The organism is Microbacterium sp. 2RAF4 (genome assembly GCF_052115285.1).
In the GTDB taxonomy this organism is placed as follows: Bacteria; Actinomycetota; Actinomycetes; order Actinomycetales; family Microbacteriaceae; genus Microbacterium; species Microbacterium oxydans.
The window spans coordinates 1-25,520 of sequence record NZ_JBFRGI010000003.1 but is presented as its reverse complement, the minus strand read 5'-3'; the positions used below and the strand labels follow the sequence as shown (position 1 = coordinate 25,520).

General features: G+C 69.2%; 23 protein-coding genes and 1 riboswitch. Of the genes, 20 read left to right on the top strand and 3 right to left on the bottom strand.

The window, feature by feature from the left end:
- Positions 1-37: 37 nt before the first annotated feature.
- The 15 genes from AB4070_RS13615 to argH all read left to right on the top strand — a co-directional run bounded on the left by AB4070_RS13615 (position 38) and on the right by argH (position 17,945).
- Entirely contained in the window at positions 38-955 is a 918-nt protein-coding gene (locus AB4070_RS13615; protein ID WP_441980591.1) for a glutamate ABC transporter substrate-binding protein, read from the top strand.
- Positions 956-1,034: 79 nt separating this feature from the next.
- Complete coding sequence (locus tag AB4070_RS13610; protein ID WP_282847856.1) at positions 1,035-1,682, top strand: amino acid ABC transporter permease; 648 nt, start codon at positions 1,035-1,037, stop codon at positions 1,680-1,682.
- Entirely contained in the window at positions 1,679-2,581 is a 903-nt protein-coding gene (locus AB4070_RS13605; RefSeq protein WP_441980590.1) for an amino acid ABC transporter permease, read from the top strand. Before AB4070_RS13610 ends, AB4070_RS13605 begins: the two co-directional genes overlap by 4 nt.
- A 42-nt stretch (positions 2,582-2,623) precedes the next feature.
- The gene (gene pheS / locus AB4070_RS13600) at positions 2,624-3,664 is read left to right on the top strand and encodes a phenylalanine--tRNA ligase subunit alpha (protein WP_441980589.1); all 1,041 of its coding nucleotides are present in this window, start codon (positions 2,624-2,626) and stop codon (positions 3,662-3,664) included.
- The gene (gene pheT, locus AB4070_RS13595; protein ID WP_441980588.1) at positions 3,664-6,183 is read left to right on the top strand and encodes a phenylalanine--tRNA ligase subunit beta; all 2,520 of its coding nucleotides are present in this window, start codon (positions 3,664-3,666) and stop codon (positions 6,181-6,183) included. The genes pheS and pheT overlap by 1 nt, the downstream gene beginning before the upstream one ends.
- 75 nt (positions 6,184-6,258) lie before the next feature.
- Positions 6,259-6,981, top strand: a complete 723-nt coding sequence (locus tag AB4070_RS13590) for a DUF402 domain-containing protein (RefSeq protein WP_441980587.1) — start codon at positions 6,259-6,261, stop codon at positions 6,979-6,981.
- Positions 6,978-7,940, top strand: coding sequence for an NAD-dependent epimerase/dehydratase family protein (locus tag AB4070_RS13585; protein WP_441980586.1), 963 nt, complete (start codon positions 6,978-6,980; stop codon positions 7,938-7,940). Before AB4070_RS13590 ends, AB4070_RS13585 begins: the two co-directional genes overlap by 4 nt.
- A gap of 6 nt (positions 7,941-7,946) precedes the next feature.
- Positions 7,947-8,041, top strand: a riboswitch (TPP riboswitch).
- The gene (gene thiM / locus AB4070_RS13580; protein WP_441980585.1) at positions 8,032-8,880 is read left to right on the top strand and encodes a hydroxyethylthiazole kinase; all 849 of its coding nucleotides are present in this window, start codon (positions 8,032-8,034) and stop codon (positions 8,878-8,880) included. (Overlaps the previous riboswitch by 10 nt.)
- A complete protein-coding gene (locus AB4070_RS13575; protein ID WP_441980584.1) occupies positions 8,877-11,027 on the top strand; it encodes a bifunctional hydroxymethylpyrimidine kinase/phosphomethylpyrimidine kinase in 2,151 nt (716 codons plus the stop codon). The genes thiM and AB4070_RS13575 overlap by 4 nt, the downstream gene beginning before the upstream one ends.
- 239 nt (positions 11,028-11,266) lie before the next feature.
- The gene (gene argC, locus AB4070_RS13570; protein ID WP_441980583.1) at positions 11,267-12,319 is read left to right on the top strand and encodes an N-acetyl-gamma-glutamyl-phosphate reductase; all 1,053 of its coding nucleotides are present in this window, start codon (positions 11,267-11,269) and stop codon (positions 12,317-12,319) included.
- Positions 12,316-13,473 (top strand): bifunctional glutamate N-acetyltransferase/amino-acid acetyltransferase ArgJ, encoded by a 1,158-nt coding sequence (argJ, locus tag AB4070_RS13565; RefSeq protein ID WP_441980582.1) that lies wholly within the window; start codon positions 12,316-12,318, stop codon positions 13,471-13,473. The genes argC and argJ overlap by 4 nt, the downstream gene beginning before the upstream one ends.
- Positions 13,470-14,387 carry an acetylglutamate kinase gene (argB, locus tag AB4070_RS13560; protein ID WP_441980581.1) on the top strand — a complete coding sequence of 306 codons (918 nt, stop codon included), beginning with the start codon at positions 13,470-13,472 and terminating at the stop codon, positions 14,385-14,387. The genes argJ and argB overlap by 4 nt, the downstream gene beginning before the upstream one ends.
- Positions 14,384-15,589: an acetylornithine transaminase gene (locus AB4070_RS13555; protein ID WP_441980580.1), complete on the top strand. Its 1,206-nt coding sequence runs from the start codon at positions 14,384-14,386 to the stop codon at positions 15,587-15,589. Before argB ends, AB4070_RS13555 begins: the two co-directional genes overlap by 4 nt.
- Positions 15,586-16,515 (top strand): ornithine carbamoyltransferase, encoded by a 930-nt coding sequence (gene argF, locus AB4070_RS13550; protein WP_058632223.1) that lies wholly within the window; start codon positions 15,586-15,588, stop codon positions 16,513-16,515. The genes AB4070_RS13555 and argF overlap by 4 nt, the downstream gene beginning before the upstream one ends.
- A complete protein-coding gene (gene argH / locus AB4070_RS13545; protein ID WP_441980579.1) occupies positions 16,515-17,945 on the top strand; it encodes an argininosuccinate lyase in 1,431 nt (476 codons plus the stop codon). The genes argF and argH overlap by 1 nt, the downstream gene beginning before the upstream one ends.
- Before the next feature lie 61 nt (positions 17,946-18,006).
- Here argH and AB4070_RS13540 read toward each other — a convergent pair whose 3' ends face one another.
- A complete protein-coding gene (locus AB4070_RS13540; protein WP_441980578.1) occupies positions 18,007-18,603 on the bottom strand; it encodes a DUF1349 domain-containing protein in 597 nt (198 codons plus the stop codon).
- A gap of 60 nt (positions 18,604-18,663) precedes the next feature.
- Between AB4070_RS13540 and AB4070_RS13535 the strand changes: the two genes are divergently transcribed.
- Positions 18,664-19,308 (top strand): SatD family protein, encoded by a 645-nt coding sequence (locus AB4070_RS13535; RefSeq protein WP_441980577.1) that lies wholly within the window; start codon positions 18,664-18,666, stop codon positions 19,306-19,308.
- Positions 19,305-20,147: a hypothetical protein gene (locus tag AB4070_RS13530; protein WP_441980576.1), complete on the top strand. Its 843-nt coding sequence runs from the start codon at positions 19,305-19,307 to the stop codon at positions 20,145-20,147. Before AB4070_RS13535 ends, AB4070_RS13530 begins: the two co-directional genes overlap by 4 nt.
- 6 nt (positions 20,148-20,153) lie before the next feature.
- Here the strand turns inward: AB4070_RS13530 and AB4070_RS13525 are convergent, their stop codons facing one another.
- Entirely contained in the window at positions 20,154-20,510 is a 357-nt protein-coding gene (locus AB4070_RS13525; protein WP_441980575.1) for a MerR family transcriptional regulator, read from the bottom strand.
- Between the two features lie 53 nt (positions 20,511-20,563).
- On the opposite strand from AB4070_RS13525, the gene AB4070_RS13520 reads away from it, so the two are divergent.
- Genes AB4070_RS13520 through AB4070_RS13510 form a run of 3 tightly spaced genes read left to right on the top strand, consistent with a single transcriptional unit; the run spans position 20,564 to position 23,664 of the window.
- On the top strand, positions 20,564-21,517 hold the full coding sequence (locus AB4070_RS13520; protein WP_441980574.1) for an aldo/keto reductase: 954 nt from the start codon (positions 20,564-20,566) through the stop codon (positions 21,515-21,517).
- Positions 21,518-21,557: 40 nt separating this feature from the next.
- Positions 21,558-22,859 (top strand): tyrosine--tRNA ligase, encoded by a 1,302-nt coding sequence (gene tyrS / locus AB4070_RS13515; RefSeq protein WP_441980573.1) that lies wholly within the window; start codon positions 21,558-21,560, stop codon positions 22,857-22,859.
- 10 nt (positions 22,860-22,869) lie between these two features.
- Positions 22,870-23,664 carry a DUF4184 family protein gene (locus AB4070_RS13510; protein WP_441980572.1) on the top strand — a complete coding sequence of 265 codons (795 nt, stop codon included), beginning with the start codon at positions 22,870-22,872 and terminating at the stop codon, positions 23,662-23,664.
- Here the strand turns inward: AB4070_RS13510 and AB4070_RS13505 are convergent.
- Positions 23,649-25,037: a CoA transferase gene (locus AB4070_RS13505; protein WP_441980571.1), complete on the bottom strand. Its 1,389-nt coding sequence runs from the start codon at positions 25,035-25,037 to the stop codon at positions 23,649-23,651. The genes AB4070_RS13510 and AB4070_RS13505 overlap by 16 nt on opposite strands.
- Positions 25,038-25,520 lie beyond the last annotated feature (483 nt).

Below are 25,520 nucleotides of genomic sequence, written 5' to 3'. Positions count from 1 at the left end.
ACAGACCCTGCACACACAGCACACGAAGGAGACGCACATGCGACGCACACGGACACTGGCAGGCATCGGGATCGCGGCAGCCGCGCTGCTGACGCTCACCGCCTGCAACAGCGGAACGCCGTCCAGCACGGGAGCCCCGGAGGGCGGCGACGAGGGCGACTCCTCCAGCAGCACGCCGTGGACCGTCCTGACCGACGTCAGCATCGACGGCAGCCCGACGTTCGACCGGATCGAGTCGTCCGGAAAGATCAAGGTCGGTGTCAAGGAGGACCAGCCCGGTCTCGGCTACCTCGACCCCGTGACGGGGGACCGCACCGGATTCGACGTGGACATCGCGCGCTGGATGGCAGCATCGCTCGGCGTCGACCCGGAGAAGATCGAGTTCCAGGCGATCGCCTCCGCGAACCGCGAGCAGGCCATCGTGAACGGCGACATCGACTACTACGTCGGCACCTACTCGATCACCGACAAGCGCAAGGAGCAGATCGCGTTCGCCGGTCCGTACTTCGTCACCGGTCAGGGCCTTCTGGTGGCAGCCGACAGCGACATCAAGAGCGTCGACGACCTGAGTGCCGAGACGACCGTCTGTTCCGCGACTGGCTCGACGCCGATCCAGAACATCAAGACGAACTACCCCGACGTGCCCACGAAGGAATACGACACCTACTCGAAGTGTGTCGAGGACCTCAAGAACGGCCAGGTCGACGCCGTCACCACCGACGAGGCGATCCTCATCGGGTACGCGGCTCAGGACCCGGACAACCTCAAGGTCGTCGGTGAGCCCTTCAGCGAGGAGCGCTACGGCATCGGCGTCGCCAAGGGCGACGACGCGCTCGTGGAGTACTTCAACACGCAGCTGACCGACGGTGGCGAGATCTGGCAGCAGATCTTCGACAACAACCTCGGCGCCTCCGGCGTGAAGGCTACGCAGCCCGAGGTCGACCCGGTCGGTTGATCTCCGCGGGGCGGTCGGCATGGTCGACCGCCCCGCTTCGGCAGGACACCATCGATAACCCGAATCGACAGGAGCAGCAGTGGGCGTCATCTCCGACCACCTCGACCTCTGGGGACAGGCACTGTGGGGAACCATCGTGCTGTTCCTCGGCGGCGGCATCATCGCGCTGGTCCTCGGACTCATCGTCGGGGCCGCGCGCGTCTCGCCGGTTCCGATCGCCCGCGCCGTCGGCGGCGTGTACGTGAACTGGATCCGCAACACACCGCTGACCCTGGTCATGTTCTTCTTCGCCTTCTGCCTTCCCATCCTGTTGGGGGAGCGGGTGAACTCCCTGCTGCTGGCCGTGATCGCGCTCGGCATCTACACCGCGACCTATGTGGCGGAGGCGCTGCGCGCCGGCATCAACACCGTGCCGGTCGGCCAGGCGGAGGCCGCACGGGCGATCGGTCTGAACTTCGGCCAGGTCATGCGTTACGTGGTGCTGCCGCAGGCGACGCGCTCCGTCGTCCCGCCCATGATGAGCGTGCTCATCGCCCTCATGAAGAACACCACGGTGGCCGCGGGTTTCTCGGTCGTCAACCTCGGCACCATCCGCGCGGCGCTCAGCGAACGCGGTGAGAACGCGCTCGTCGTGCTCCTGTGGGTCATGGTCCTGTTCGTGGTGCTGGTGCTGCTGCTCGCCTGGGTGCAGCGCGTTCTCGAGAACAAGTGGAGGATCGCGCGATGAGTTCCGTCCTTTTCGACGTCCCCGGCCCCCGTGCCGTCGCCCGCAACCGGCTCATCGGAGTCGCCACGGTGCTCGTGGTCCTCGCCGTGCTCGGCTGGGTCGTGTGGAGATTGTTCGCCACCGGACAGTTCTCCGCCGAGAAGTGGAACATCTTCACGTTCTCCGCCGTCTGGGTCCGCTTCGGTGAAGGACTCCTGGCCACGCTGGCCGCGTTCGCCGTCGCCGGGGTCGGATCCCTCGCACTCGGTTTCCTGCTCGGCATCGGCCGCCTGTCGGAGCACGCCTGGGTGCGTGAACCGGTCCGGTGGATCATCGAGGTGCTCCGAGCGGTGCCCGTGCTCATCCTGATGATGCTGCTGTACTACGGCCTTCCCGTGATCGGCGTGAAGATGCCGCCGTACTGGGCCGTCGTGATCGCCCTCATCGTCTACAACGGCTCCGTGCTCGCCGAGGTGCTCCGAGCCGGCATCGAGTCGCTGCCCCGCGGGCAGAAGGAAGCCGGCTATGCGATCGGACTGCGCAAGACCGGGGTGATGTACTTCATCCTGATCCCGCAGGCCGTGCGGGCCATGATGCCGGTGATCATCGCGCAGCTCGTCGTGGCGCTCAAGGACACCGCTCTCGGGTTCATCATCACGTACCAGGAGCTCCTCTACGTCATCAACCAGATCGGCAACCAGGCGCCTTACGGCTCCCCGCTGATCCCCGCGGCGATCGTCGGCGGATCGATGTACGTGGCCGTCTGCCTCCTGCTCTCCTACATCGCCTACCGCCTGCAGAAGCGTGCCAAGCGCTCACCGAAGGCAGGGCCTGCGGTGCCGGATCCCCGCCAGCACGGAGGCGAGACCAACACCTCGCTCATCGTGCTGCAGGGAGACGGATCCGAGAAGGCGCGCTGATCCGCGAAAGCGACCCGCACGCCCCCGGTAGACTCGATTCTCGTGTCAGAGTCTCCTGAAATCACCCCGGAAGCGGTCGAAGCCGCTGTTGCCGACGCCCTCGCGGCGATCGCCGCAGCCACCGACACCGCCGAGCTGAAAGCGGCCCGCGCCGCACACGTCGCCGACGGATCGCCGCTCGCGGTCCTGAACGCCTCGATGCGCCAGGTCGCCCCCGAGAACAAGGCCGCATTCGGCAAGCTCGTGGGCCAGGGGAGAGGGCAGGTGACCCAGGCGCTCGCCGCGAAGGAGGCCGAGCTCGCCGAGGCCGAGGTCGCCGCGCGTCTCGAGTCGGAGCGGGTCGACATCACCGCCGTGCCCTCGCGCACGCGTGTCGGCGCCCGACACCCGCTCACCCTCCTGCAGGACCAGGTGTGCGACATCTTCGTCGGCATGGGATGGGAGATCGCGGAGGGACCGGAGCTCGAACACGAGTGGTTCAACTTCGACGCGCTCAACTTCGACGTGGACCACCCCGCACGCCAGGAGCAGGACACGTTCTACGTCGACCCGCCCTCGCGTCACCTCGTGATGCGCACCCACACGAGCCCGGTGCAGGTGCGCTCGATGCTCGACCGCGAGGTGCCCATCTACGTGCTGTGCCCCGGCCGGGTGTATCGCACCGACGAGTTCGACGCCACGCACCTGCCGGTCTTCACCCAGTTCGAGGGCCTCGTGATCGACAAGGGCATCACGATGGCACATCTCAAGGGAACGCTCGACCACTTCGCGAAGCAGCTGTTCGGCCCCGAGGCCAAGATGCGCTTCCGCACGAACTACTTCCCCTTCACCGAGCCCTCCGCCGAGCTCGATCTGTGGCACCCCACCTTCAAGGGCGGCGCGCGCTGGATCGAGTGGGGCGGCTGCGGCATGGTCAACCCCAACGTGCTGCGCGCGGCCGGGATCGACCCTGAGGAATACAGCGGCTTCGCGTTCGGCATGGGCATCGAGCGGGGCCTGATGTTCCGCAGCGACGTCCAGGACATGCGCGACATGGCCGAAGGCGATGTCCGTTTCAGCGAGCAGTACGGGATGGTGGTGTGATGCGCGTCCCGCTTTCGTGGTTGCGTGAGTACGTCGATGTGGCAGCGGATGCGTCCCCCGAGGACGTGCTCGCGGCACTGGTGACGGTCGGCTTCGAAGAGGAGGACGTGCACCGCTTCGACATCACGGGTCCCGTGGTGGTCGGCCAGGTCGTCTCGCTCGAGCCGGAGCCGCAGTCCAACGGCAAGACCATCAACTGGTGCCAGGTCGACGTCGGCGAGGCGAACGGCGGCATCCGTGGCATCGTCTGCGGTGCGCACAACTTCATCGTCGGGGACAAGGTCGTCGTGACCCTGCCCGGCGCGGTGCTGCCCGGCCCGTTCCCGATCGCGGCCCGCAAGACCTACGGTCATGTGTCGGACGGCATGATCGCCTCGGCGCGTGAGCTGGGACTCGGTGACGAGCACAACGGCATCGTCGTGCTGTCCGACCTCGGCATCGATGCGCCCGTCGGCACCGACGCGATCGCCCTGCTCGGTCTCGACGACGTCGCTGTGGAGATCAACGTCACGCCCGACCGCGGTTACGCCTTCTCCCTGCGCGGGGTGGCCCGTGAGTACGCGCACGCGACCGGAGCGGCCTTCCGCGACCCGGCGGAGCGCGATTTCGCCGAACTCCAGCCGGGCACCGGCCACACGACCATCGTCGACGACGTCGCTCCCGTGCGCGGGAACGTCGGAGCGAGCGAGTTCGTGACCCGTGTCGTCCGCGGCGTCGACCCCTCGCGTCCGACGCCTCCGTGGATGGTGGCGCGGCTCAGTCTCGCCGGCATGCGTTCGCTGGGTGTGCTGATCGACATCACCAACTACGTGATGCTCGAGCTCGGACAGCCGCTGCATGGCTACGACCTCGACAAGCTCACCGGTGGGATCACGGTTCGCCGCGCACACCAGGGCGAGAAGATGACCACGCTCGACGGGGTCGAGCGCACGCTGCACATCGAAGACCTGCTCATCACAGACGAGTCGGGCCCGATCGGCCTCGCCGGCGTCATGGGCGGCGGCACGACGGAGATGAGCGAAGAGACGCGGAACGTCCTCATTGAGGCAGCGACCTTCGACCCGACCACCATCGCCCGTTCGGCTCGTCGTCACAAGCTGCCCAGCGAGGCGTCCAAGCGTTTCGAGCGCGGCGTCGACCCGCTGATCCCCTTCGTCGCGGCCCGGCGCGCGGCCGACCTCATGGTCGAGTTCGCCGGAGGCACGCTCACGGAGGAGGGCGGCGCGCTGTTCGCCGAGGTCTTCGTCGGTGAGATCGAGCTGCCTGCCGGCTTCGTGCAGGGACTCATCGGCGTCGACTACACCGACGACGAGATCACCGGCGCGCTGACGACCATCGGCGCGGAGGTCAGCCCTTCGACAGGCTCAGGGACCCACGGCGGGTGGACGGTCATCCCGCCGACCTGGCGCCCCGACCTCACCGACAAGTGGACGCTCGCCGAGGAGGTCGCCCGCATCCACGGGCTCGACCGCATCCCCTCGGTGCTGCCGACGCCCCCCTCCGGGCGCGGCCTCACCGCGCACCAGCAGGGCCGTCGCCGCGTGGCCGATGCGCTGGCCGCTGCGGGGCTGGTCGAGACGCCGTCGTTCCCGTTCACCACGGAGGCGCAGAACGATCTGCACGGCTCTGCGTCGGGTGAGCACCTGCCGAGCATCCGTCTGGCGAATCCGCTCGACGGGCAGGCACCGTACCTGCGCCGGTCGCTGATCCCCGGTCTGCTGCAGACCGCGCACCGCAACATCTCGCGCGGGCTCACCGACCTCGCGATCTTCGAGACCGGTGTGGTCTTCCTCCCTGAGCCGGGTGTGGAGTACGGCACCGATGAGGTGCCGCCGCTGGGGGAGCGTCCGTCTGACGAGACGCTCGCGGAGCTGAACGCCTCGATCCCGCCGCAGCACCGGTTCGTCTCCGGACTGCTCACCGGCCATGTCGCACCGCGCCAGCCCGGTCGCCCCGCCGAGGCCGCCGGCCTCGTGGAGGCTCTGGACGCGGTCCGTGTGGTCGCGGCAGCCGCCGGGGTCGACATCGACGTGCTCCAGGCCGAACGCGCTGCCCTCCACCCGGGGCGCACCGGGTCGCTCCTGGTGGCAGGCGAAGAGGTCGGATACGTCGGCGAGCTGCACCCCGCTGTCGCCGAGGGCGCCGACCTCCCAGGGCGCGCGACCGTGTTCGAGCTCGACCTCGACCGCATCCTGTCGCTTGCCGGAGGACGGGTCGTCGCCGCATCGCTGTCGACGTTCCCCGCCGCTACGCAGGACGTGTCGCTCCTGGTTCCGGCCGGGCTCCCCGCCGCGGACGTGCAGGCCGCCCTCGCCGAAGGCGCGGGCACGCTGCTGGAGTCGGTACGCCTCGTCGACGACTACCGCGGAGAGGGCGTTCCGGAGGGTTCCAAGAGCCTGACCTTCGCGCTGAGGTTCCGGGCGGATGACCGCACCCTCACCGCGGCGGAGGCCACGGAGGCCAAGCTCGCCGGAGTCGAGGTCGCTGCGCAGCGCTTCGGAGCCACGCTGCGCGACTGAGGATCGATCCGCGGTGTGAGGCGGACCGTGTCGTCGCTCGGACGATCCGGGCCGGCGCCGGAGTACCGTGGCGGGATGAGAATCCTCCCCCAGGGCACTCCGGCCGCCGTCCCCGACGACGCGAGGCCGCTCGGTGAGGGACCGTTCCTCGAGCCCGGCGCGCAGATCGACTGGCACTATCGGAAGCCGGGGTGGCAGCCGGGAGAACCGTCCAGGATCTCGCCGATGCGCGTGATCCGTGATGATGAGCACGGTCTCGTGGCCTGGCTCGCTCCGGGGACGCTCCAGGAGGCGCCAGGATCCAGCGACGGTCAGCGCGTGCGGGAGGTGCCGCTCGACCGGCGGTGGCTCGAACCGCGGACGCGCATCGTCGAGCGTTGGCGCGGCAACGGGGTGCTGTGCATCGCCCCTGCAGGGATGCCGTGGTCGATCTGGCTGTTCTGGAGCGACACCACCGGGCCGGACTGGGTGTTCTCCGGGTGGTACGTGAATCTCGAGAACGCGCATCTGCGGACAGACCGAGACACCTTCTCGTCCGACCACATCCTCGACGTCGAGATCGATCCGGAGGGCGGCATCCACCTCAAGGACGAGGATGAGCTCGTCGCCGCGATCGCCCAGGGACGGCTCAGCTCCGAGCAGGCCGCGCAGATCGAGCGGCACGCGGACGCGGCCATCGCATCGTTCGAGGCCGACGACTGGCCGTTCGACTCCGCGTGGACCCGCTGGCGGCCCGACCCCGCCTGGACGGTTCCGGTGCTGGCCGGCCTGGACCGCTTGGGTGACGGCACACCATGACGGATGTTCTGATCCTGGGTGGCACAGGATGGCTTTCCGGTCGCATCGCCCGGCGGTGGCTCGATGAAGGTGCTGCGGTCACCTGCCTCGCCCGCGGGACGCGCCCGGTGCCGGAGGGTGCCGCGCTCGTCGTCGCTGACCGCGACGCTCCCGATGCGTACACCGATCTGGCCGTGCGGGACTGGGATCATGTCGTCGACATCTCGTCTCACGCGGCGCACGTCGAGCATGCGGTGGAAGCGCTCGGCGATCGGACCGCGCGTTGGACGTATGTGTCCTCCGTGTCGGTCTACTCCGACGATGCGACGGTCGGCGCCGACGAGTCTGCTCCGCGTCATCCACCAGCAGTTTCCGGCGACGAGTACGAGTACGGTGCGCAGAAGGCGGCTGCGGAGGACGCCGTCCTGCACCTCCGGGAGCGGGCCCTCGTCGTGCGACCCGGCCTCATCGTGGGCGACGGCGACCCCAGCGATCGCTTCGGGTACTGGGGTGCGGCGTTCGCTCGCGCCGGTTCCGAGCCCGTGCTGCTGCCGCCGCTCGAGGGGAGAAGGACGCAGGTCATCGACGTGGACGATCTCGCGGCCTTCATCGTCACGACGGCCGGCAGCGGAACGGTGAACGCCGTCGGCGACCAGCATCTCCTCGCCGACCTCCTTGACGCGGTTCGGGCGCAGGCAGGGCACACCGGCGATACGGTCGTCGCAGAGGAGGACTGGCTCGTCGCGCACGACATCGAGTACTGGGCCGGTCCGCGTTCCCTGCCGCTGTGGCTTCCGTCCGAGATGACGGGGTTCATGACCCGCTCGAACGAGGCGTTCCGGGAGACCGGTGGGTCGCTCCGTCCGCTCGTCGACACGATCGATCGCGTGCTCGCCGACGAACGGGAGCGCGGACTCGACCGCGAGCGTCGTGCCGGACTCACGCGCGCGCAGGAGCGGGCGCTGCTGGCCGATCGCTAGACTGCGACCAGTGACACGGGGTGCCGCGATCCGCGGCTGAGAACAGACCCGTCGAACCTGATCTAGTTCGTACTAGCGAAGGGATGTCGCGATGAGCGATCTTCTGCGTCCTGATTCCACCCACGATCTCGCCGAGACGGCTGCGGCTCTGCTGGGGGTGGTGCGCGAGGCGCCCCCGCTGACGCACTGCATCACCAACACCGTGGTCACCGGCTTCACCGCCAACGTGCTGCTGGCGCTCGGAGCTGCTCCCGCCATGGTCGACATCGTCGGGGAGACGGGCATGTTCGCCGGCGTCGCCTCCGGCATGCTGATCAACCTCGGCACGCCGACGCCCGAGCAGCGCGCGGCGAGTCGGGAAGCCGTGACCGGCGCGGCGGCGGCAGGCACTCCCTGGGTGCTCGACCCCGTCGCGGTCGGCGCGCTCCCTGTGCGGACCGCGCTCGCCCGTCAGCTCGTCGAGCAGCGGCCGACCGCGATCCGCGGCAACGCCTCCGAGGTGCTGGCTCTCGCGGGGCTCAGCGCCGGCGGGCGGGGTGTGGACTCCACGGACAGCACCGAGTCCGCGGCCGAGGCTGCATCGGCGCTGGCACGCACGACGCACGGCGTGGTCGCCGTGTCCGGTCCGATCGATCTCCTCACCGACGGGGAGAGGGTGCTGCGGCTGTCCAACGGGCACGAGCTGCTGACCAGGGTCACGGGCGGCGGGTGCGCTCTCGGCGCCGTGATGGCGGCCTTCCTCGGCGTTGCACGGGGGACCGGGCACGATGCGCTCACGGCGGTCGCGTCGGCGAGCCTCGTGTACACGATCGCGGCGGAGCAGGCGGCAGAGCGGTCCACGGGACCGGGGAGCTTCGCCGTCGCGCTGCTGGATGCGCTCGCCGCCGTGGACTCCACCGACATCAGGGTCCGCGCCCGCGTCGAAGGCGGTGCGCTGTGAACGCCGACCTCTCGCTCTACCTCGTGACGGATGCGGCGCTGTGCGGAGACCGGGGTGTCGTCGAGACCGTCCGGCGCGCGGTGGACGGCGGAGTGCGCATCGTGCAGCTGCGCGACAAGGAGGCGACCGACGAGGAGACCGTCGAGCAACTGGTGGCACTGTCGCAGGCGATCGACGGCCGGGCTCTGCTCGTGGTCAACGATCGGCTGGATGCGGTCCTGGCGGCTCGTGAGGGTGGCGCCCGAGTCGATGGCGTGCACCTCGGCCAGGGGGACGCCTCGGTGCTGCGCGCCCGTGAGGCACTCGGACCCGACGCCTTGATCGGCCTCACCGCCAACACCGCCGCGCACCTCGACGCGGTGCGGGCCCTCCCGGCCGGGACGGTCGACTACCTCGGGGTCGGCGTCATCCGTCCCACCCTCACGAAGCCGGATCACCCCACCCCGCTGGGCGTGGAGGGATTTCGCGACTTCGCCAGGCGCAGCCCACTCCCGTGCGTGGCGATCGGCGGTGTCCACATCGACGACACCGAGGCTCTTCGCGATGCCGGTGCGGCGGGGGTGGCCGTGGTCTCGGCGCTGTGTGCCGCCGACGATCCGGCCGCTGCAGCGACGCGCTTCCTGCGGCGCTGGCGGTCCGGGGGTGTACCGCGAGTGCTCAGCATCGCCGGGAGCGACCCGTCCGGAGGTGCGGGTATCCAGGCCGACCTCAAGTCCATCGCCGCGAACGGCGGGTACGGAATGGCTGTGCTCACGGCGCTGACCGCGCAGAACACGCAGGGCGTGCGTGCTGTGCACGTGCCGCCGGTCGACTTCCTGCGCGCGCAGCTCGACGCCGTGTCGGACGACATCGTGATCGACGCCGTGAAGATCGGGATGCTCGCCGACGCCGCCGTCATCCACACGGTGGGGGCATGGCTGGACCGCGTGCGCCCTCCGATCGTGGTGCTCGATCCTGTCATGGTCGCGACCTCCGGTGACCGGTTGCTGGATGGGGAAGTGGAGCGAGAACTGCTCGGCCTCCTCGCGCGGGCGACTCTGGTCACGCCGAACCTCGCCGAACTCGCGGTGCTCGCCGGTCGGGAGATCGCCGACTGGGAGGAGGCCATCTCCGCGGCGCACGAGCTGTCCGCCCGGATCGATGCGGCCGTCCTGGTCAAGGGCGGCCATCTCGTCGGCGATGAGGCCCCCGATGCGCTGGTCGACGCGGCGTGCGGTCTGCGCAGAGACTTTCCAGGACCACGGATCACGACCGGAAACACCCATGGCACCGGCTGCTCGCTGTCGTCCGCGCTCGCGACCCTGCTCGCGCGGGGGCACGACGCAGAGGCGGCCGTCGGCGCCGCGCGCGTCTGGCTTCGCGAAGCCCTGCGCGCGGGGGACGCTTTGCGCGTCGGTCGCGGACACGGGCCGATCGACCACTTCGCCGGACTCCGGGAACGGGCAGGAGCCGAGGCCCGGCCGGCGGCGGACGACATCGCGGCGGACTGGTGGCACGGCATCATGGGGATCCGCGCGGGCATCGACGAGCTGCCCTTCATCCGGGCGCTCGCCGATGGGACGCTGGAGCGCGGACCGTTCCTGTCCTATCTCGCGCAGGACGCGCTGTACCTGCGCGACTACGCCCGTGTGCTCGCGGAGGCGTCCCGACTCGCGCCGACGTCCGATGAGCAGGCGTTCTGGGCGGAGTCCGCACGCGGTTCGATCGTGGGCGAGCTCGAACTGCACGCATCGTGGCTGACTCCGGCGCAGGGGGTGAGCGCGGACACGTTCTCGGCCGAGCCGGGTCCGGCGACCACCGCCTACCTCGATCATCTGCGGTCGGTCGCGTTCGGCGGGGACTATGCCGAGATCCTCGCCGCCGTCCTCCCGTGCTTCTGGCTCTACACCGACCTCGGCCGACGCCTGCAAGCCGGAGCCTTCGGTCAGTACGCGCGGGATCCCCAGCACCCCTACGCCTCGTGGCTGGCGACCTACGCGGACCCCGCCTTCGAAGAGGCGACGGAGACGGCGATCGCCTACGCATCCGGAGCGGCGGCACGGGCCGATGCCGCGACCCGTGCGAAGATGCGCCACGTCTTCGAGGTCTCGAGCGCGCATGAGCTCGCCTTCTTCTCCGCGCCGCTGGAGTCCTCACCCCGCAGATGACGAGCCGGATTTGCGGTGGCCGCCGAGGCCGCGCTACTGTCGCGACATGCCTTCGGCCGCCACCGCTTCTCCGACGCTCGCTCCGAGCGTCATCGCTGTGCGCCGACGCCGCGGCCGCCGACTGTAGGCGACCCCGCCCTTCTGCCCGTGCGCGCACGGGGGTCGAGTGCCGGTGTCGCCGCCTCCGGCCCCGTCCACGGTCCCGATTTCGTCGAGGGCCTGACCGTTAAGGTAGAAGCATGACGTATTCCGTCGCCGTCTCCGGCGCATCCGGCTACGCAGGCGGCGAGATCCTGCGCCTCCTGGCCGCCCATCCCGACATGGAGATCCGCACCGTCACGGCGCATTCGAACGCCGGACAGCCTCTCGTCGACCACCAGCCGCACCTGCGCTCGCTCGCCCACCTCACGCTGCAGGACACGACGCCGGAGATCCTCGCCGGCCACGACATCGTCTTCCTCGCCCTGCCGCACGGGCAGTCAGGGCAGTACACCGATGCGCTGGGCGATGTCCCGCTCGTGATCGATGCCGGCGCGGACCACCGACTCACGTCGGCCTCGGCGTGGGACGCGTTCTACGGCGGCGACTTCCACGAGCCGTGGACCTACGGCGTGCCCGAGCTCCTCATCGACGGGGTCAAGCAGCGTGAGCACCTCCGTGGAGCCACGCGCATCGCGGCGCCGGGATGCAACGCCTCGACCGTGAGCCTCAGCCTCGCGCCCGGTGTGGCCGCCGGGGTGATCGATCCGTCCGACATCGTCTCCGTGCTCGCCGTCGGTCCGTCCGGTGCAGGGAAGAGCCTCAAGACGAACCTGCTCGGCAGCGAGATCCTCGGCACCGCCAACCCCTATGCGGTCGGCGGCACCCACCGACACATCCCGGAGATCCGCCAGGCGCTCGCCGCGGCGTCAGGCGTCGAGGCCGACGGCATCAGGATCTCGTTCACACCGGTGCTGGTGCCCATGTCGCGCGGGATCCTCGCCACATCCACCGCACCGATCGTCGACGGCGCGACGGATGCGCAGATCCGTGACGCCTGGCAGAGCGTCTACGGGGACGAGACCTTCGTGCAGCTGCTGCCGGAGGGACGCTTCCCGCGCACGGCCGACGTGCTCGGCGCCAACACCGCGCTGGTCGGCCTCGCGATCGATCGGGCCGCGAACCGGGTCACGGTGGTCACCGCGGTCGACAACCTCGTCAAGGGCACCGCCGGCGCTGCAGTCCAATCCATGAACATCGCGCTGGGCCTTCCCGAAGCCCGCGCCCTCTCAGTGAACGGAGTAGCGCCGTGAGCGTCACCGCACCCGCAGGATTCGAAGCGGCCGGGGTCGCCGCCGGGCTGAAGTCGACAGGGAAGCCCGATGTCGCCGTCGTCGTCAACCGGGGACCTCGCAAGGTCGGCGCCGCGGTCTTCACCAGCAACCGCGCCAAGGCGAACCCGATCATCTGGTCGCAGCAGGCGGTCGCCGACCGGGTCGTCGAGGCCGTCGTGCTCAACTCCGGCGGAGCGAACTGCTTCACCGGGGCGTTCGGGTTCCAGACCACTCACCAGACAGCGGAGAAGGCGGCCGAACTACTCGGCGTCAGCGCCGGGGATGTGCTGATCTGCTCCACCGGCCTCATCGGCACCGGGGACGAGTCGTTCCGCTCGCGCGTGCTGGCCGGCACCGAGCAGGCGATCGCCGAGCTCAGCGCCGACGGCGGAGAGAACGCGGCACAGGCCATCATGACCACCGACACGGTCGCGAAGACCGCCGTGATCAGCCGCGACGGCTGGACCATCGGCGGTATGGCGAAGGGTGCGGGCATGCTCGCCCCCGGCCTCGCCACCATGCTCGTGGTGATCACGACGGATGCTGTCCTCGAGCCGCTTCAGGCCGATGAGGCGCTGCGCCATGCGACAGGGCAGACGTTCGACCGTCTCGATTCGGATGGCTGCATGTCGACGAACGACCAGGTCACGCTCCTCGCCAACGGGGCATCCGAGGTCGTGCCGGACCTCGACGACTTCACCGCCGCGCTCATCGAGCTGTCCCAGGAGCTCGCGGTCAAGCTGCAGGGCGATGCCGAGGGCGCGAGCCATGACATCACGATCGAGGTGCAGCACGCCGTGACCGAGCAGGACGCCGTCGAGGTCGGCCGGTCCGTCGCGCGCAACAACCTCTTCAAGGCGGCGATCTTCGGCAACGATCCGAACTGGGGGCGGGTGCTCGCGGCGATCGGTACGACGAGTGCGCAGTTCGACCCCTACGACGTCGACGTCTGGATGAACGGCGTGCGCGTCTGCAGTCAGGGTGGCCCCGACCGCCCCCGCGAAGAGGTCGACCTCACCCCGCGCGCCACGCACCTCGTGATCGACCTCAAGGTCGGGGAGTCGACGGCCACGGTGCTCACGAACGACCTGACCCACGACTACGTGCACGAGAACAGCGCCTACGCCTCATGACCGACATTCAGGACACCACACCGGACGTCGCCGCGCAGAAGGCCACGACGCTCATCGAGTCGCTGCCGTGGCTGAAGAAGTTCCGCGACCAGATCGTGGTCATCAAGTACGGCGGTAACGCCATGGTGTCGGAGGAGCTGCAGGACGCCTTCGCCCAGGACATCGCGTACCTCCGCTACGTCGGGGTGCTTCCGGTCGTGGTGCATGGCGGAGGGCCGCAGATCTCCAACATGCTGCAGCGGCTCGAGATCCCGAGCGAGTTCAAGGGCGGCTACCGCGTCACCAACACCGAGGCGATCAGCGTCGTGCGCATGGTGCTCACCGGTCAGGTCAATCCACAGCTCGTGTCGAAGATCAACTCGCACGGTCCGATCGCGACAGGTCTCAGCGGCGAGGATGCCGGACTCTTCGGAGGGCGCCGTCGTGGTGTCGTGATCGACGGCGAAGAGGTCGACCTCGGTCGGGTCGGCGACGTCGTCGAAGTCGATCCGACGCCCGTGCTCGACCACCTCGCCGCAGGGCGCATCCCGGTGGTGTCGAGCATCGCGCCCGATCTCGATCACCCCGGTCAGTCGCTGAACGTCAATGCGGATGCCGCAGCAGCCGCTCTCGCGGTCTCGTTGCGCGCGCGCAAGCTCGTCATCCTGACCGACGTGCCGGGCTTGTATGCCGACTGGCCCAATCGCGACTCGCTCGTCTCCCATCTGACATCGGACGCGCTCATCGAGATGCTGCCGACGCTCGAGTCGGGGATGATCCCGAAGATGCGCGCATGTCTCGATGCGGTCGAGGGCGGCGTCGACGCGGCGGCGATCATCGATGGACGGGTGCCGCACTCGGTGCTCGTCGAGCTTTTCACCAGCAAGGGAATCGGGACCGAAGTGGTCCTGGGAAAGTCGGAGGTGACGGCATGACCGTCTGGCAGGACGATGCGGCACGCGATCTCGTGCTCAACGCGGGGGAGCGGCTCGCGCTGCTGGTCCGTGGTGAGGGCTCGTACCTGTGGGATGCCGACGGCCGACGCCACCTCGACTTCCTCGCGGGCATCGCGGTCACGTCGCTCGGGCACGCGCACCCGGCTTTCGTCGAGGCGGTCTCGACGCAGGCCGCCACCCTCGCGCACGTGTCGAACTACTTCGCCACTCCACCCCAGCTCGCGCTCGCCGCACGGCTCAAGCGTCTCGCGGGCGCCGGCATCGACGGTCGCGTGTTCTTCTCGAACTCGGGCGCCGAGGCCAATGAGGCCGCGTTCAAGCTGGCGCGCCTGCACGGCGGCTCCGAGCGGCCGCGCATCCTCGCGCTCGAGAACGGCTTCCACGGTCGCACGATGGGCTCGCTCGCGCTCACCGCCAAGGCGTCGATGCGCGCGCCGTTCGAGCCGATGCCCGCCGGCGTCGAGCACATCCCGGCCACGATCGAGGCTCTCGAAGCCGCGATGGATGACCGCGTCGCCGCGATCATCGTCGAGCCCATCCAGGGCGAGGCCGGTGTGGTCGAGCTGCCGGAGGGCTACCTCGCCGCAGCGCGCTCGCTGACCCTCGCTCACGGCGCCCTGCTGATCGTGGATGAGATCCAGACCGGTGCCGGTCGTACCGGTGAGTGGTTCGGGTTCAGTCACGAGGGCATCACCCCCGATGCGATCACCCTCGCCAAGGGCATCGGCGGCGGCTTCCCGATCGGCGCGCTGGTCACCTTCGGTGCCGCCAGCGCGCTCTTCACCCCGGGATCCCACGGTTCCACCTTCGGCGGCAACCCGCTCGCGACCGCGGTCGCCGATGCGGTCCTGGCCGAGATCGAGAGTGCCGGCCTGGTCGAGAACGCCGCCCGTCGTGGTGCCGAGCTGCGCGAGATCCTGCTCGGCATCGACTCGCCGCTGATCGACGGTGTGCGCGGACGTGGTCTGCTCGTCGGCGTGGCGCTGACCGCACCCGTCGCCGGTGCGGTCGTCGCGGCCGCCCAGGAGCGCGGTCTCATCGTCAACGCCGCCAACCCCGAGACGGTTCGCATCGCACCGGCTCTCACGATCGGCGACGCCGAACTCGCCGAGTTCCGCGAGCTGTTCACGGCTTCGCTCGCCGACGTCCAGGCCTCTGTTGCCGGAAAGGTATCCGCATGACCCGCCACCTGCTGCGTGACGACGATCTGACCCCCGCCGAGCAGGCCGAGATCCTCGATCTCGCGATCGAGCTGAAGAAGGACCGGTGGGCCGACAAGAGCCTGGCCGGCCCCCAGACCGTCGCGGTCATCTTCGACAAGTCCTCCACGCGCACCCGTGTCTCGTTCGCGGTGGGGATCGCCGACCTCGGCGGTTCGCCGCTGATCATCTCGACAGCGAGCAGCCAGCTCGGCGGCAAGGAGACCCCGTCCGACACCGCTCGCGTCCTGGAGCGCCAGGTCGCCGCCATCGTGTGGCGCACCTACGCGCAGTCGGGTCTCGAGGAGATGGCGGAAGGTACGCGTGTGCCGGTCATCAATGCGCTGTCGGATGACTTCCACCCGTGTCAGCTGCTCGCCGACCTGCTCACGATCCGCGAGCACAAGGGCGACCTGAAGGGGCTCACGCTGACGTTCTTCGGAGACGGGCAGAGCAACATGGCGCACTCCTACGCGCTCGCGGGTGTGACCGCGGGCATGCACGTGCGCATTGCGTCGCCCGAGGACTACGCTCCTCGTGCGGATGTCATCGAGGCCGCCGATCGCCGCGCCGCCGAGACCGGCGGGTCGATCACCCTCTTCACCGACCCGGTCGAGGCCTCTGCCGGTGCCGACGTCGTCGTGACCGACACCTGGGTGTCGATGGGCAAGGAGGAGGAGAAGCTCGCACGCATCCGCGACCTCGGCGGCTACAAGGTCACTCCGGAGACGATGACCCTGGCCGATCCTGAGGCGATCTTCATCCACTGCCTCCCGGCCGACCGCGGCTACGAGGTCGATTCCAGCGTGATCGACGGCCCGCAGAGCGTGGTCTGGGACGAGGCCGAGAACCGCCTGCACGCGCAGAAGGCGCTGCTGGTCTGGCTCCTCGGCAAGAAGGACGCGTGATGAGCGACGCGACGCACGAAGGCACCAACGAGGGCGCGCTCTGGGGCGCCCGCTTCGCCACGGGGCCCTCGCCCGAGCTGGTGGAGCTGAGCCGTTCCACCCACTTCGACTGGATTCTCGCGCCGTACGACATCGCGGGCTCCCACGCGCACGCCACCGCGCTCGAAGCGGCGGGGTACCTGGAGCCGGACGAGGCGCGACGGATGCACGAGGGGCTGGACGCGGTCGCGCGCAAGGTCGCCGACGGCACTCTGCGCCCGGTGCCGACCGATGAGGACGTGCACGGCGCGCTGGAGCAGGCGCTGATCGTCGAGCTCGGGCCGGAGCTCGGCGGGCGGCTGCGTGCCGGTCGCAGCCGCAACGACCAGATCGCCACGCTCGTGCGCATGTATCTGATCGACCATGCGCGAGTGATCGCCCGTGACATCCTCCGGGTGATCGATGCCCTGGTAGCCCAGGCCGAGGCTCATCCCGCGGCGATCCTTCCCGGCCGCACGCATCTGCAGCACGCACAGCCGGTGCTGCTCGCCCACCACCTGCAGGCGCACGGGTGGCCGCTGGTGCGTGAACTCGAACGTCTCGTGGACTGGCGTCGTCGCGCCGGTGTCTCGCCGTACGGCGGCGGAGCGCTGGCAGGTTCCACCCTCGGGCTCGATCCCGCACTCGTGGCGACCGAGCTGGGCCTCGACCGGCCCGCGGAGAACTCGCTCGACGGCACGGCGGCTCGCGATGTCGTGGCGGAGTTCGCCTTCATCACAGCGATGACCGGCGTCGACATCTCGCGCCTGTCCGAGGAGATCATCCTCTGGAACACCCGGGAGTTCGGCTTCGTCACCCTCGACGACGGCTACTCGACCGGCTCGAGCATCATGCCGCAGAAGAAGAACCCCGACATCGCCGAGCTCGCTCGGGGCAAGTCAGGGCGTCTGATCGGAAACCTGTCCGGCCTGCTCGCCACCCTCAAGGGCCTCCCGCTCGCGTACAACCGCGACCTGCAGGAGGACAAGGAGCCGGTCTTCGACTCGGTGCAGACCCTCGAGGTGGTGCTTCCCGCGTTCGCCGGGATGATCGCGACGCTGCGTTTCGACACCGAACGGATGGCGGCGCTCGCGCCGCAGGGGTTCTCTCTCGCGACCGATGTCGCCGAGTGGCTCGTGAAGCGCCGCGTGCCGTTCCGGGATGCGCACGAGATCTCGGGTGCGCTCGTGCGGGCGTGCGAGGAGCGGGGGATCGGGCTGGAGGATGCCTCCGACGAGCTGCTGCTCTCGGTGTCGCCGCATCTCGTACCCGAGGTGCGCGAGGTGCTCACGATCGAGGGCTCCGTCGGGTCGCGGACCGGGATCGGCGGCACCGCACCGGAACGGGTCGCCGAGCAGCGCGCGGAACTCGTCGCCCGCGCGCAGGCGGCCGCCCACGCCCTCGGCATCTGAGCGGAGGTATCTGACCTGAGGTATCTGGCCGGAGGTGCAGGCGGTCGCCGTGGCCGCCTGCTCAGTGCAGGTCGGCGTCTGCCTCCGACCGTTCCCAGCGCGTGAAACGCACGGTGAGGCCGGCGCGGCTCGGTGCCGCGAGGAACGGACCGGCTGCCGCGGCTGCCTGTCCGTCGAATGGGGCGACCCTGACGAGTCGCCAGGGGCCGTCGTCGGCGCGGGCGCGAACGATCAGGGAATCCGCCCAGCGGCTGACGCGCACGGTGATCTCGCTCTCGAGCCACTCGTCGACGTGGCCGACCGACCAGTCGGAGCCACCGGCGGTGACCACGGCGCCCAGTCCCAGATGGCCGTCGGCGTATTCCAGGCCCGTCTTCACCCAGTGCTCGTCGTCGATGCGCACGAAGACGCCTGCCTGGTCGAACTGGCCGTCCCACGGCGCGCGGAAGGAGACCTCCACCGCCTCGCCGACCTCGAGCGGGGCGAGCAGAGCGTGCTCGGTGTCGTGCACGAAGCCGTAGGCGGTGTGCCGCCAGGCATCGCTGCTCTCCACCGCGGTGACATCGAGGGGAGCTGTGCCGTCTGGCAGGGCGTCGGGGGAGGCCGGGGCGTTGGTCCAGGTTCCGTCGGACCAGGGGATCATGTGCGATTCAGGCATGATCTCAAGATATAACCAATTGACGCATAAGTCGAGGATTATTCGTGATATGGTTATGCCATGGTCATCGCGGTACTCGCAGACATCGTGGGTTCTCGTCGTCTCGACGATCGCACGGCCGCCCAACGCGTGCTCGACGACACCATAGCCGAAGTCGAAGCAGACCTCCCGTTGGCCGCGCAGCCGCTCACGCCCACCGTGGGCGACGAGCAGCAGGGCGTCTACCTCGATCTGGCCGACGCGATGGTGTCGCTCCTGATGATCCAGCTGCGGCTGCCGGACGGCGTCGCCTTCCGCTTCGGCATCGGGGTGGGCGAGGTGCGGCCCGTCGAGTCCGTGCACGGTGAGCTCGCCGACGGACCGGGCTGGTACGCGGCCCGAGCGGCGATCGAGACCGTGCACGCGCGAGAGAGTCGCGCCGTGCCGCGCACGCGGTCGTGGATTGTCGGATCCTCCGGGCAGGATGAGGTCATGGAGAGCACGATCGCGGCATCGAACGCCTATCTCCTCGTCCGTGATGAGCTGGTGGGGGCGATGAGCGAGCGGGAACGACGGCTCGCCTACGGTCGTCTGCTCGGTCGATCCCAGCAGGAACTCGCCGCGGAGGAGGGCATCACCCAGCCCAGTGTCTCCAAGTCGCTGCGCAGTGCGGGAACGGCTGCGCTCATCGAGGGTGTCGCCGCGCTTCGAGGGGCGCACGCATGATCGTCGCGGGGTTCCTCCTCCTCGCGGTCGGCGCCGCCGACCTGGTGCGTCAGTTCGCGCCCCGCCGGTGGATCGGCTATCTCGTGATCGCCGTCATCCTGCTCCTGCTCGGCAGCGTCGGCGACGCGCTTCTCCCCATGGTGCTCGCCCTCGTCGTCGGCGCGCTCTGGGTGTGGTGCATGCCGACGGAGCGTCCGGCACCCCTGGGGTTCTGGCCGGCCGTGCTGCTCGCGGTCCTGAGCGTCGGAGCCGTCGTCTGGCTCGGGGCCCGTTCCGACTCCGGTCTCATCGGTGCGATCTGGCATCTCCGGTCGCCGTTCGGGGAGGTTCCGTTCGATCTCGCCATGCTCGCGCTCGGCGCCGGGGTCTTCCTCCTCGAGTCGTCGAACCTCGTGGTGCGTGCGGCACTCGACGGCGAGCACACGTGGCTTCCCCGTGACCCGGCGATGCCGACCGCGGAGGCGGCGCCCGTCGTGGCCGGAACCACCGAAGCAGGAACCGCCGGAGCAGGCACCGCCCAGGCGGACACCGCCGAGGAGGACACCGCCGAGGAGGACACCGCCGAGACGGCACCCGCACCCCGCGATCCGCGCAGTGGTTTCAAGGGCGGTCGACTGATCGGACCGCTGGAGCGCATCCTCGTCCTGATCCTCACCCTCGCCGCGGCGTATCCGATCCTCGCCGCGATGCTCGCCGCGAAGGGCATCGTTCGCTTCCCCGAGATCTCCCGCGACGGCGAGACCGGCGCCCGCGCCGAGTACTTCCTCGTCGGCAGCCTCGTGAGCTGGGTGATCGCGCTGGGTGCGGCTTTCCTGGTGTGGTGGGCGGCGCACAGCTGAGCGACCTCAACTCAGCGATCGGTACCAGTCCAGCTTCTCTGCGAGGCGTCGCTGCTGCGCGAGGACCTCGGCGAGCTGCTGTTCGACCGTCGCCGCATGCTCCTCGAGGAGTGCGATCCGCTCGGGGATGGTCTCCTCGCTCTGACAGAGCTGCCCGTAGCGGCGCAGGCGTTCGACCGGCATGCCCGTCTCGCGAAGGCACTTGAGGAAGTCGAGCAGTCCGAGGTCGGCATCGGTGTAGGCGCGATGCCCACCGGCGGTGCGGGTGACCGTGGGCAGGATGCCCTCCCGTTCGTAGTACCTGAGCGTGTCGATGCTGAAGCCGGAACGCGCTGCGGTCTCCGCCGGGGTGTACGTCGTCATCTCCTGAGCATAGGTCTTGACCTGGAGTGCGCTCCAGGTTGCACAGTGAGGTCATGACCACTCGGAACACACCCGCATCCCCGCTCGTCCTCGGCGCGATGTCCTTCGGCACGATCGTCGATGAGGACACCTCCTTCGCTCTGCTCGACCGTTTCGTCGAGCGGGGCGGCACCTGGATCGACACCGCAGACTGCTACAGCTTCTGGGCGAGCGACAGCGGACACGGGGGAGCGTCGGAGGAAGTCATCGGACGCTGGCTCGCGGCACGACCAGGTGCCCGGCAGCAGGTGCGCATCTCCACCAAGGTGGGAGCGGAGCCGCTGTGGCCCGGCTCATGGCCCGAGCACCGGACCGGGCTCTCGCCGCGCGCGATCGGTGCGGCGGTCGAGGGGAGCCTCGACCGCCTCGGCATCGACAGGATCGACCTGCTCTGGTTGCACCAGGAGGACCGCGCAGTAGCGATCGAGGACACCGTCGACGCACTGGCCGCGCTCACGGCCGCAGGCACGGTGACCCGTGTCGGCGCCTCCAACCATCCTGCCTGGCGCATCGAACGCGCTCGCGCTCACGCGAGGTCGATCGGCAGCGTCCCCATCGACGCCTTCCAGCTGAACAGCACCTACCTGCGCACCCGACCGGGCACCCTCCCACCCGGTGTGGCGCACCCCTTCGGCGTGCTCAGCGACGAGCAGCGGGACTTCGCCCGAGACAACGGCATCGAGGTGTGGGCATATACGCCGGTGCTCTCGGGGGCGTACGACAACCCGACCAAACCGGTTCCCGAGGTGTACGACCACCCGGGGACCACGCGGCGGCTCGCGGTGCTGGAGGAGATCGCCGCCGCTCGCGGAGTCGGCAGAGGACAGATCGTGCTGGCCTGGCAGCTCACACGGGGGATCCGTCCCATCGTCGGAGGAAGCAGAGTGGAGCAGCTGGACGTCGCGATGGATGCGGCATCGATCTCGCTGACGACGCAGGAGTTCGACCGTCTTGACACGCCTGTCTGAGCGGAATTCGAGGCTGTACCGCGCTGATAGCCTGGAGCGCGTGTCAACTCCCGATCTGACGACCGCACCCCAGGCGATCGATCCCGCGTTCGAGAACGTGTGGGACGAACTCGTGTGGCGTGGCCTGGTCCATGTGTCCACCGACCAGGAGGCGCTGCGCGCCCTGCTCGCGGGAGACCCGATCACGTACTACTGCGGGTTCGATCCGACGGCGGCGAGTCTGCATCTCGGCAACCTCGTGCAGCTGCTCACGCTGCGTCGCATCCAGCTCGCCGGGCACAAGCCGCTCGGCCTCGTCGGCGGCTCGACCGGTCTGATCGGCGACCCTCGCCCTACGGCCGAGCGCACGCTGAACACCCGGGAGACGGTCGAGGACTGGGTCGGACGCCTGCGTGCCCAGGTCGAGCGCTACCTCAGCTTCGAGGGTGAGAACGCCGCCCGCATCGTGAACAACCTCGACTGGACGGCGCCGCTGAGCGCGATCGACTTCCTGCGCGAGATCGGCAAGTACTTCCGTGTGGGCACGATGCTCAAGAAGGACGCGGTCGCGGCGCGACTCAACTCCGATGAGGGCATCAGCTACACCGAGTTCAGCTACCAGATCCTGCAGGGTATGGACTTCCTCGAGCTGTACCGGCAGTACGACTGCGTGCTGCAGACCGGCGGCTCGGATCAGTGGGGCAACCTCACCAGCGGCACCGAGCTCATCCGTCGTGCCGAGGGGGCGTCGGTGCACGCGATCGGCACACCGCTCATCACGAACAGCGACGGCACCAAGTTCGGCAAGAGCGAGGGCAACGCCATCTGGCTCGACGCCGACATGTGCAGCCCGTACCGGATGTACCAGTTCTGGCTGAGCACCGCGGACTCCGACGTGATCGAACGCCTGAAGGTCTTCACGTTCCTCACCAGGTCGGAGATCGAGGAGTACGCCGAGCTCGTGGCAGTGGAGCCGTTCCGCCGAGCCGCCCAGAAGAGGCTGGCGCTCGAAGTGGTGGCGACCGTGCACGGTGTCGAGGCGACTGCTGCGGTGATCGCGGCTTCCGAGGCTCTCTTCGGCCAGGGAGACCTGACCACGCTCGACGCCGAGACGCTCCGCACTGCTCTGGAAGAGCTGCCAAACGCGACCGTCGGCGTCGGCACCCCGGTGGTCGAGGCACTGGTGTCGACGGGGCTCGTGTCGAGCCTCTCCGAGGCGAGGCGCGCGATCACGCAGGGCGGTGTCACGCTCGACGGCGAACGCGTCGACGACGAGACGGCGACGGTCCATGGCACGCTCCCCGGCGGGGTCTCCGTGCTCCGCCGTGGCAAGAAGACTCTCGCCGGCCTCTTCGTCGACTGAGCCGAGCTCGATGCCGTTCACACCCAGCCACGCCCTGGTGGCGTTGCCGTTCATCCGCACGCCGCTGGTGCCGGCTGCGATCGCGATCGGTGCGATGACGCCGGACCTGCCGTTGTTCGTGCGTGGCGTCGGGCTGAACTATTCGTTCACGCACACGTTCGGCAACGTCGTGTGGACAGGGCTTCTCGCGTTCGTGCTGTTCGTGATCTGGCGGGTCGTGCTCCGTCCGGCTGTTCCCGAACTCGCTCCGCTCCGGCTGGCTCGGAGGCTGCCCGAGGAATGGAACGACAGAGGTCTCGCGGCGGCAGGAGCTGCAGTCGGCGTGGGGCGCCCGCGCGCGTATCCGTTCCTGCTCGCGGCGTCGTTCGTGATCGGGGTGCTCTCGCACATCGTGTGGGACCTCTTCACACATGAGGGACGGTGGGGTGTGCACCTGCTCCCCGGTCTCGACGACATGTGGGGACCGCTGCCCGGGTTCAAGTGGCTTCAACACGGTTCGAGCGTGATCGGCCTCGGGGTCATCGGCATCTGGGCGTTGCTCTGGCTCCGTCGGCAGACACCGCGTCAGGGCGTCACGCAGTCTTCGCCGCCGTGGGTGCGCGTGGCATGGTGGATCTCGCTTCCCGTCTTCCTCGTCATCGCGTGGGTCGGGGGACTCGTCGTCTTCGGCCCCCTCGACGCGGACTTCACCGTTCAGCACCTCGCGTATCGGGTGCTCCCTCCGGCGTGTGCTCTCTGGGGGGCGCTCACCTTGGCGGTCTGCATCGCGCTGTCGATGCGAGGACGCCGTCACCAGACGGGCTGATCGGATCCCCAGGCGTGCGGGGCAGCGAACTCGAGTCCCGCCAGCGCGGGTCGAGCCGTCACGACGGCGCTCCCGTCGACATCGAACCGAGCGACATGCGGCCACACGTCGAACCCGACCTCGGCTTCGGCGACCCGCCGACGCGGCATCCCGAGCAGTTCCGCCGCGACGCGACGAAGCGATGTGCGGACCACGAACGAACGCTCGTCTCTCGCGTACCGCCCGAGCAGAGAGGTCACAGCGGCAGCGAGCAGATAGCCCGCGCTGTGGTCGAGAGCTTGCGCGGGAAGAGCACCGGGACGGTCACCGTCGACCGATTCGATGAGCGAGATGCCGGATTCCGCCTGCACGAGGCTGTCGAAACCCGCACGCTCCGGATGCTCCGTGCCCCAGGCGCTCAGTTGCGCGACCACCAGACCCGGGTATCGGCGCACGAGCAGGTCGGGGTCCAGCCCCAGCCGGTCGAGTGATGCCGGACGGTATCCGAGCACGACGGCATCAGCGCGCGCGAGCAGATCATGGAAGCGAGCGCTCCGCGCGTCCAGCACAGCAGAACGCTTGCCATGGCCCGTATCGAGGTGCTGCCACTCCGGCTCTGGGAGCATCGGCGGATCGATGCGCAGCACATCGGCACCGAGCAGGGCGAGTGTCCTCGTGCACACTGGGCCGGCGATGACTCTTGTCAGGTCGAGGACGCGCATGCCCTGAAGAGGGCGATGGCCCACACGCACGGAACGTCCTCCGGCAGGGCGGTCGAGCGCATCGGACATCCCGTCCGGTCGGCTGATCTCCAGGAGCGGACGCTCTCTGGCGGCACGATCGACGGTGGGATCCTCCGCGGCGACGACGACAGCGAGCCCGCCGGCAGCCGTGATCTCGCGGACGGCATCGAGAGACTCCCGTTCGGCGAGCGAACCCCGGACGATATCGCCACTCGCTCCCTCTCGCAGACCGAGTGCCGCACGCAGCGCCGCCGCGTGATGGGGATAGTTCCCGTGGGTGCGGATCCACCCGTCTGCAGTCCGCCAGAACCCTGAGTACTCGGACCAGACCGGGGGAGCGACGCCGTCGATCGTCAGCACACGGTCACTGCGGTAGGCCACCGCGATCCGATCCGGATCGAGCGAAGCCGGGGGCCTGCCGGCCGCGAGCATGGCTGCGCTCGCGCTCGCCCAGGCGAGGTCAGCGGTGGCCAGTCGGGAGGGGAGCGGTACAGCATGGAGCGGCCGGACCGCGTCGTCGTCGCCACCGAGGCCGAGCTCTCGCCTGATGCGCGCGAGGAGCTGAGCTGCCGCCCGCCCCTCATGCGCCCGGCCGCCGGCAGCTCCCTCGAACACGTCTGCGACAGGGGGACGATCCGCGGAATCCGGCATGGCGCGATCGTACTCCGGGTGCGCTTCGACGCCGAAACCGCCCCTGACCCGCAGGAAACCACTCGAGGAGTCAAGGCGACACGCCCGGGTGGGGTGGCCCGATTTGCCAGATCCCCGGGACCCGCGTAACTTATTACTTGTTCGCCCCACAGGGAAGCGGAGGAGCCAAGAGCTTCACCCCCCTCAAGCGGAGAACCACTCCCGATCCACTCTCACTTGAGAGAACAGGCGCTTGCGTCTAGGATAGGGACTCCACCTCTTCTGCGGCTGTCATCAGCTGCGCTGCGGATCTCTGATTCGCACAGCGCGCCGATTTGACAAGCGGGACAAGGTGGGTAAGATAGAGAAGTTGCCCTGCGGGCCTGGCTGTGATGGCTGGGTCGTGGGAGCATCCGATCCTTGAGAACTCAACAGCGTGCACTTGTCAAATGCCAAATTATCCTCGTCTAGCTTCGGCTGGGTGAGAATTCCTTTGGATCAAAG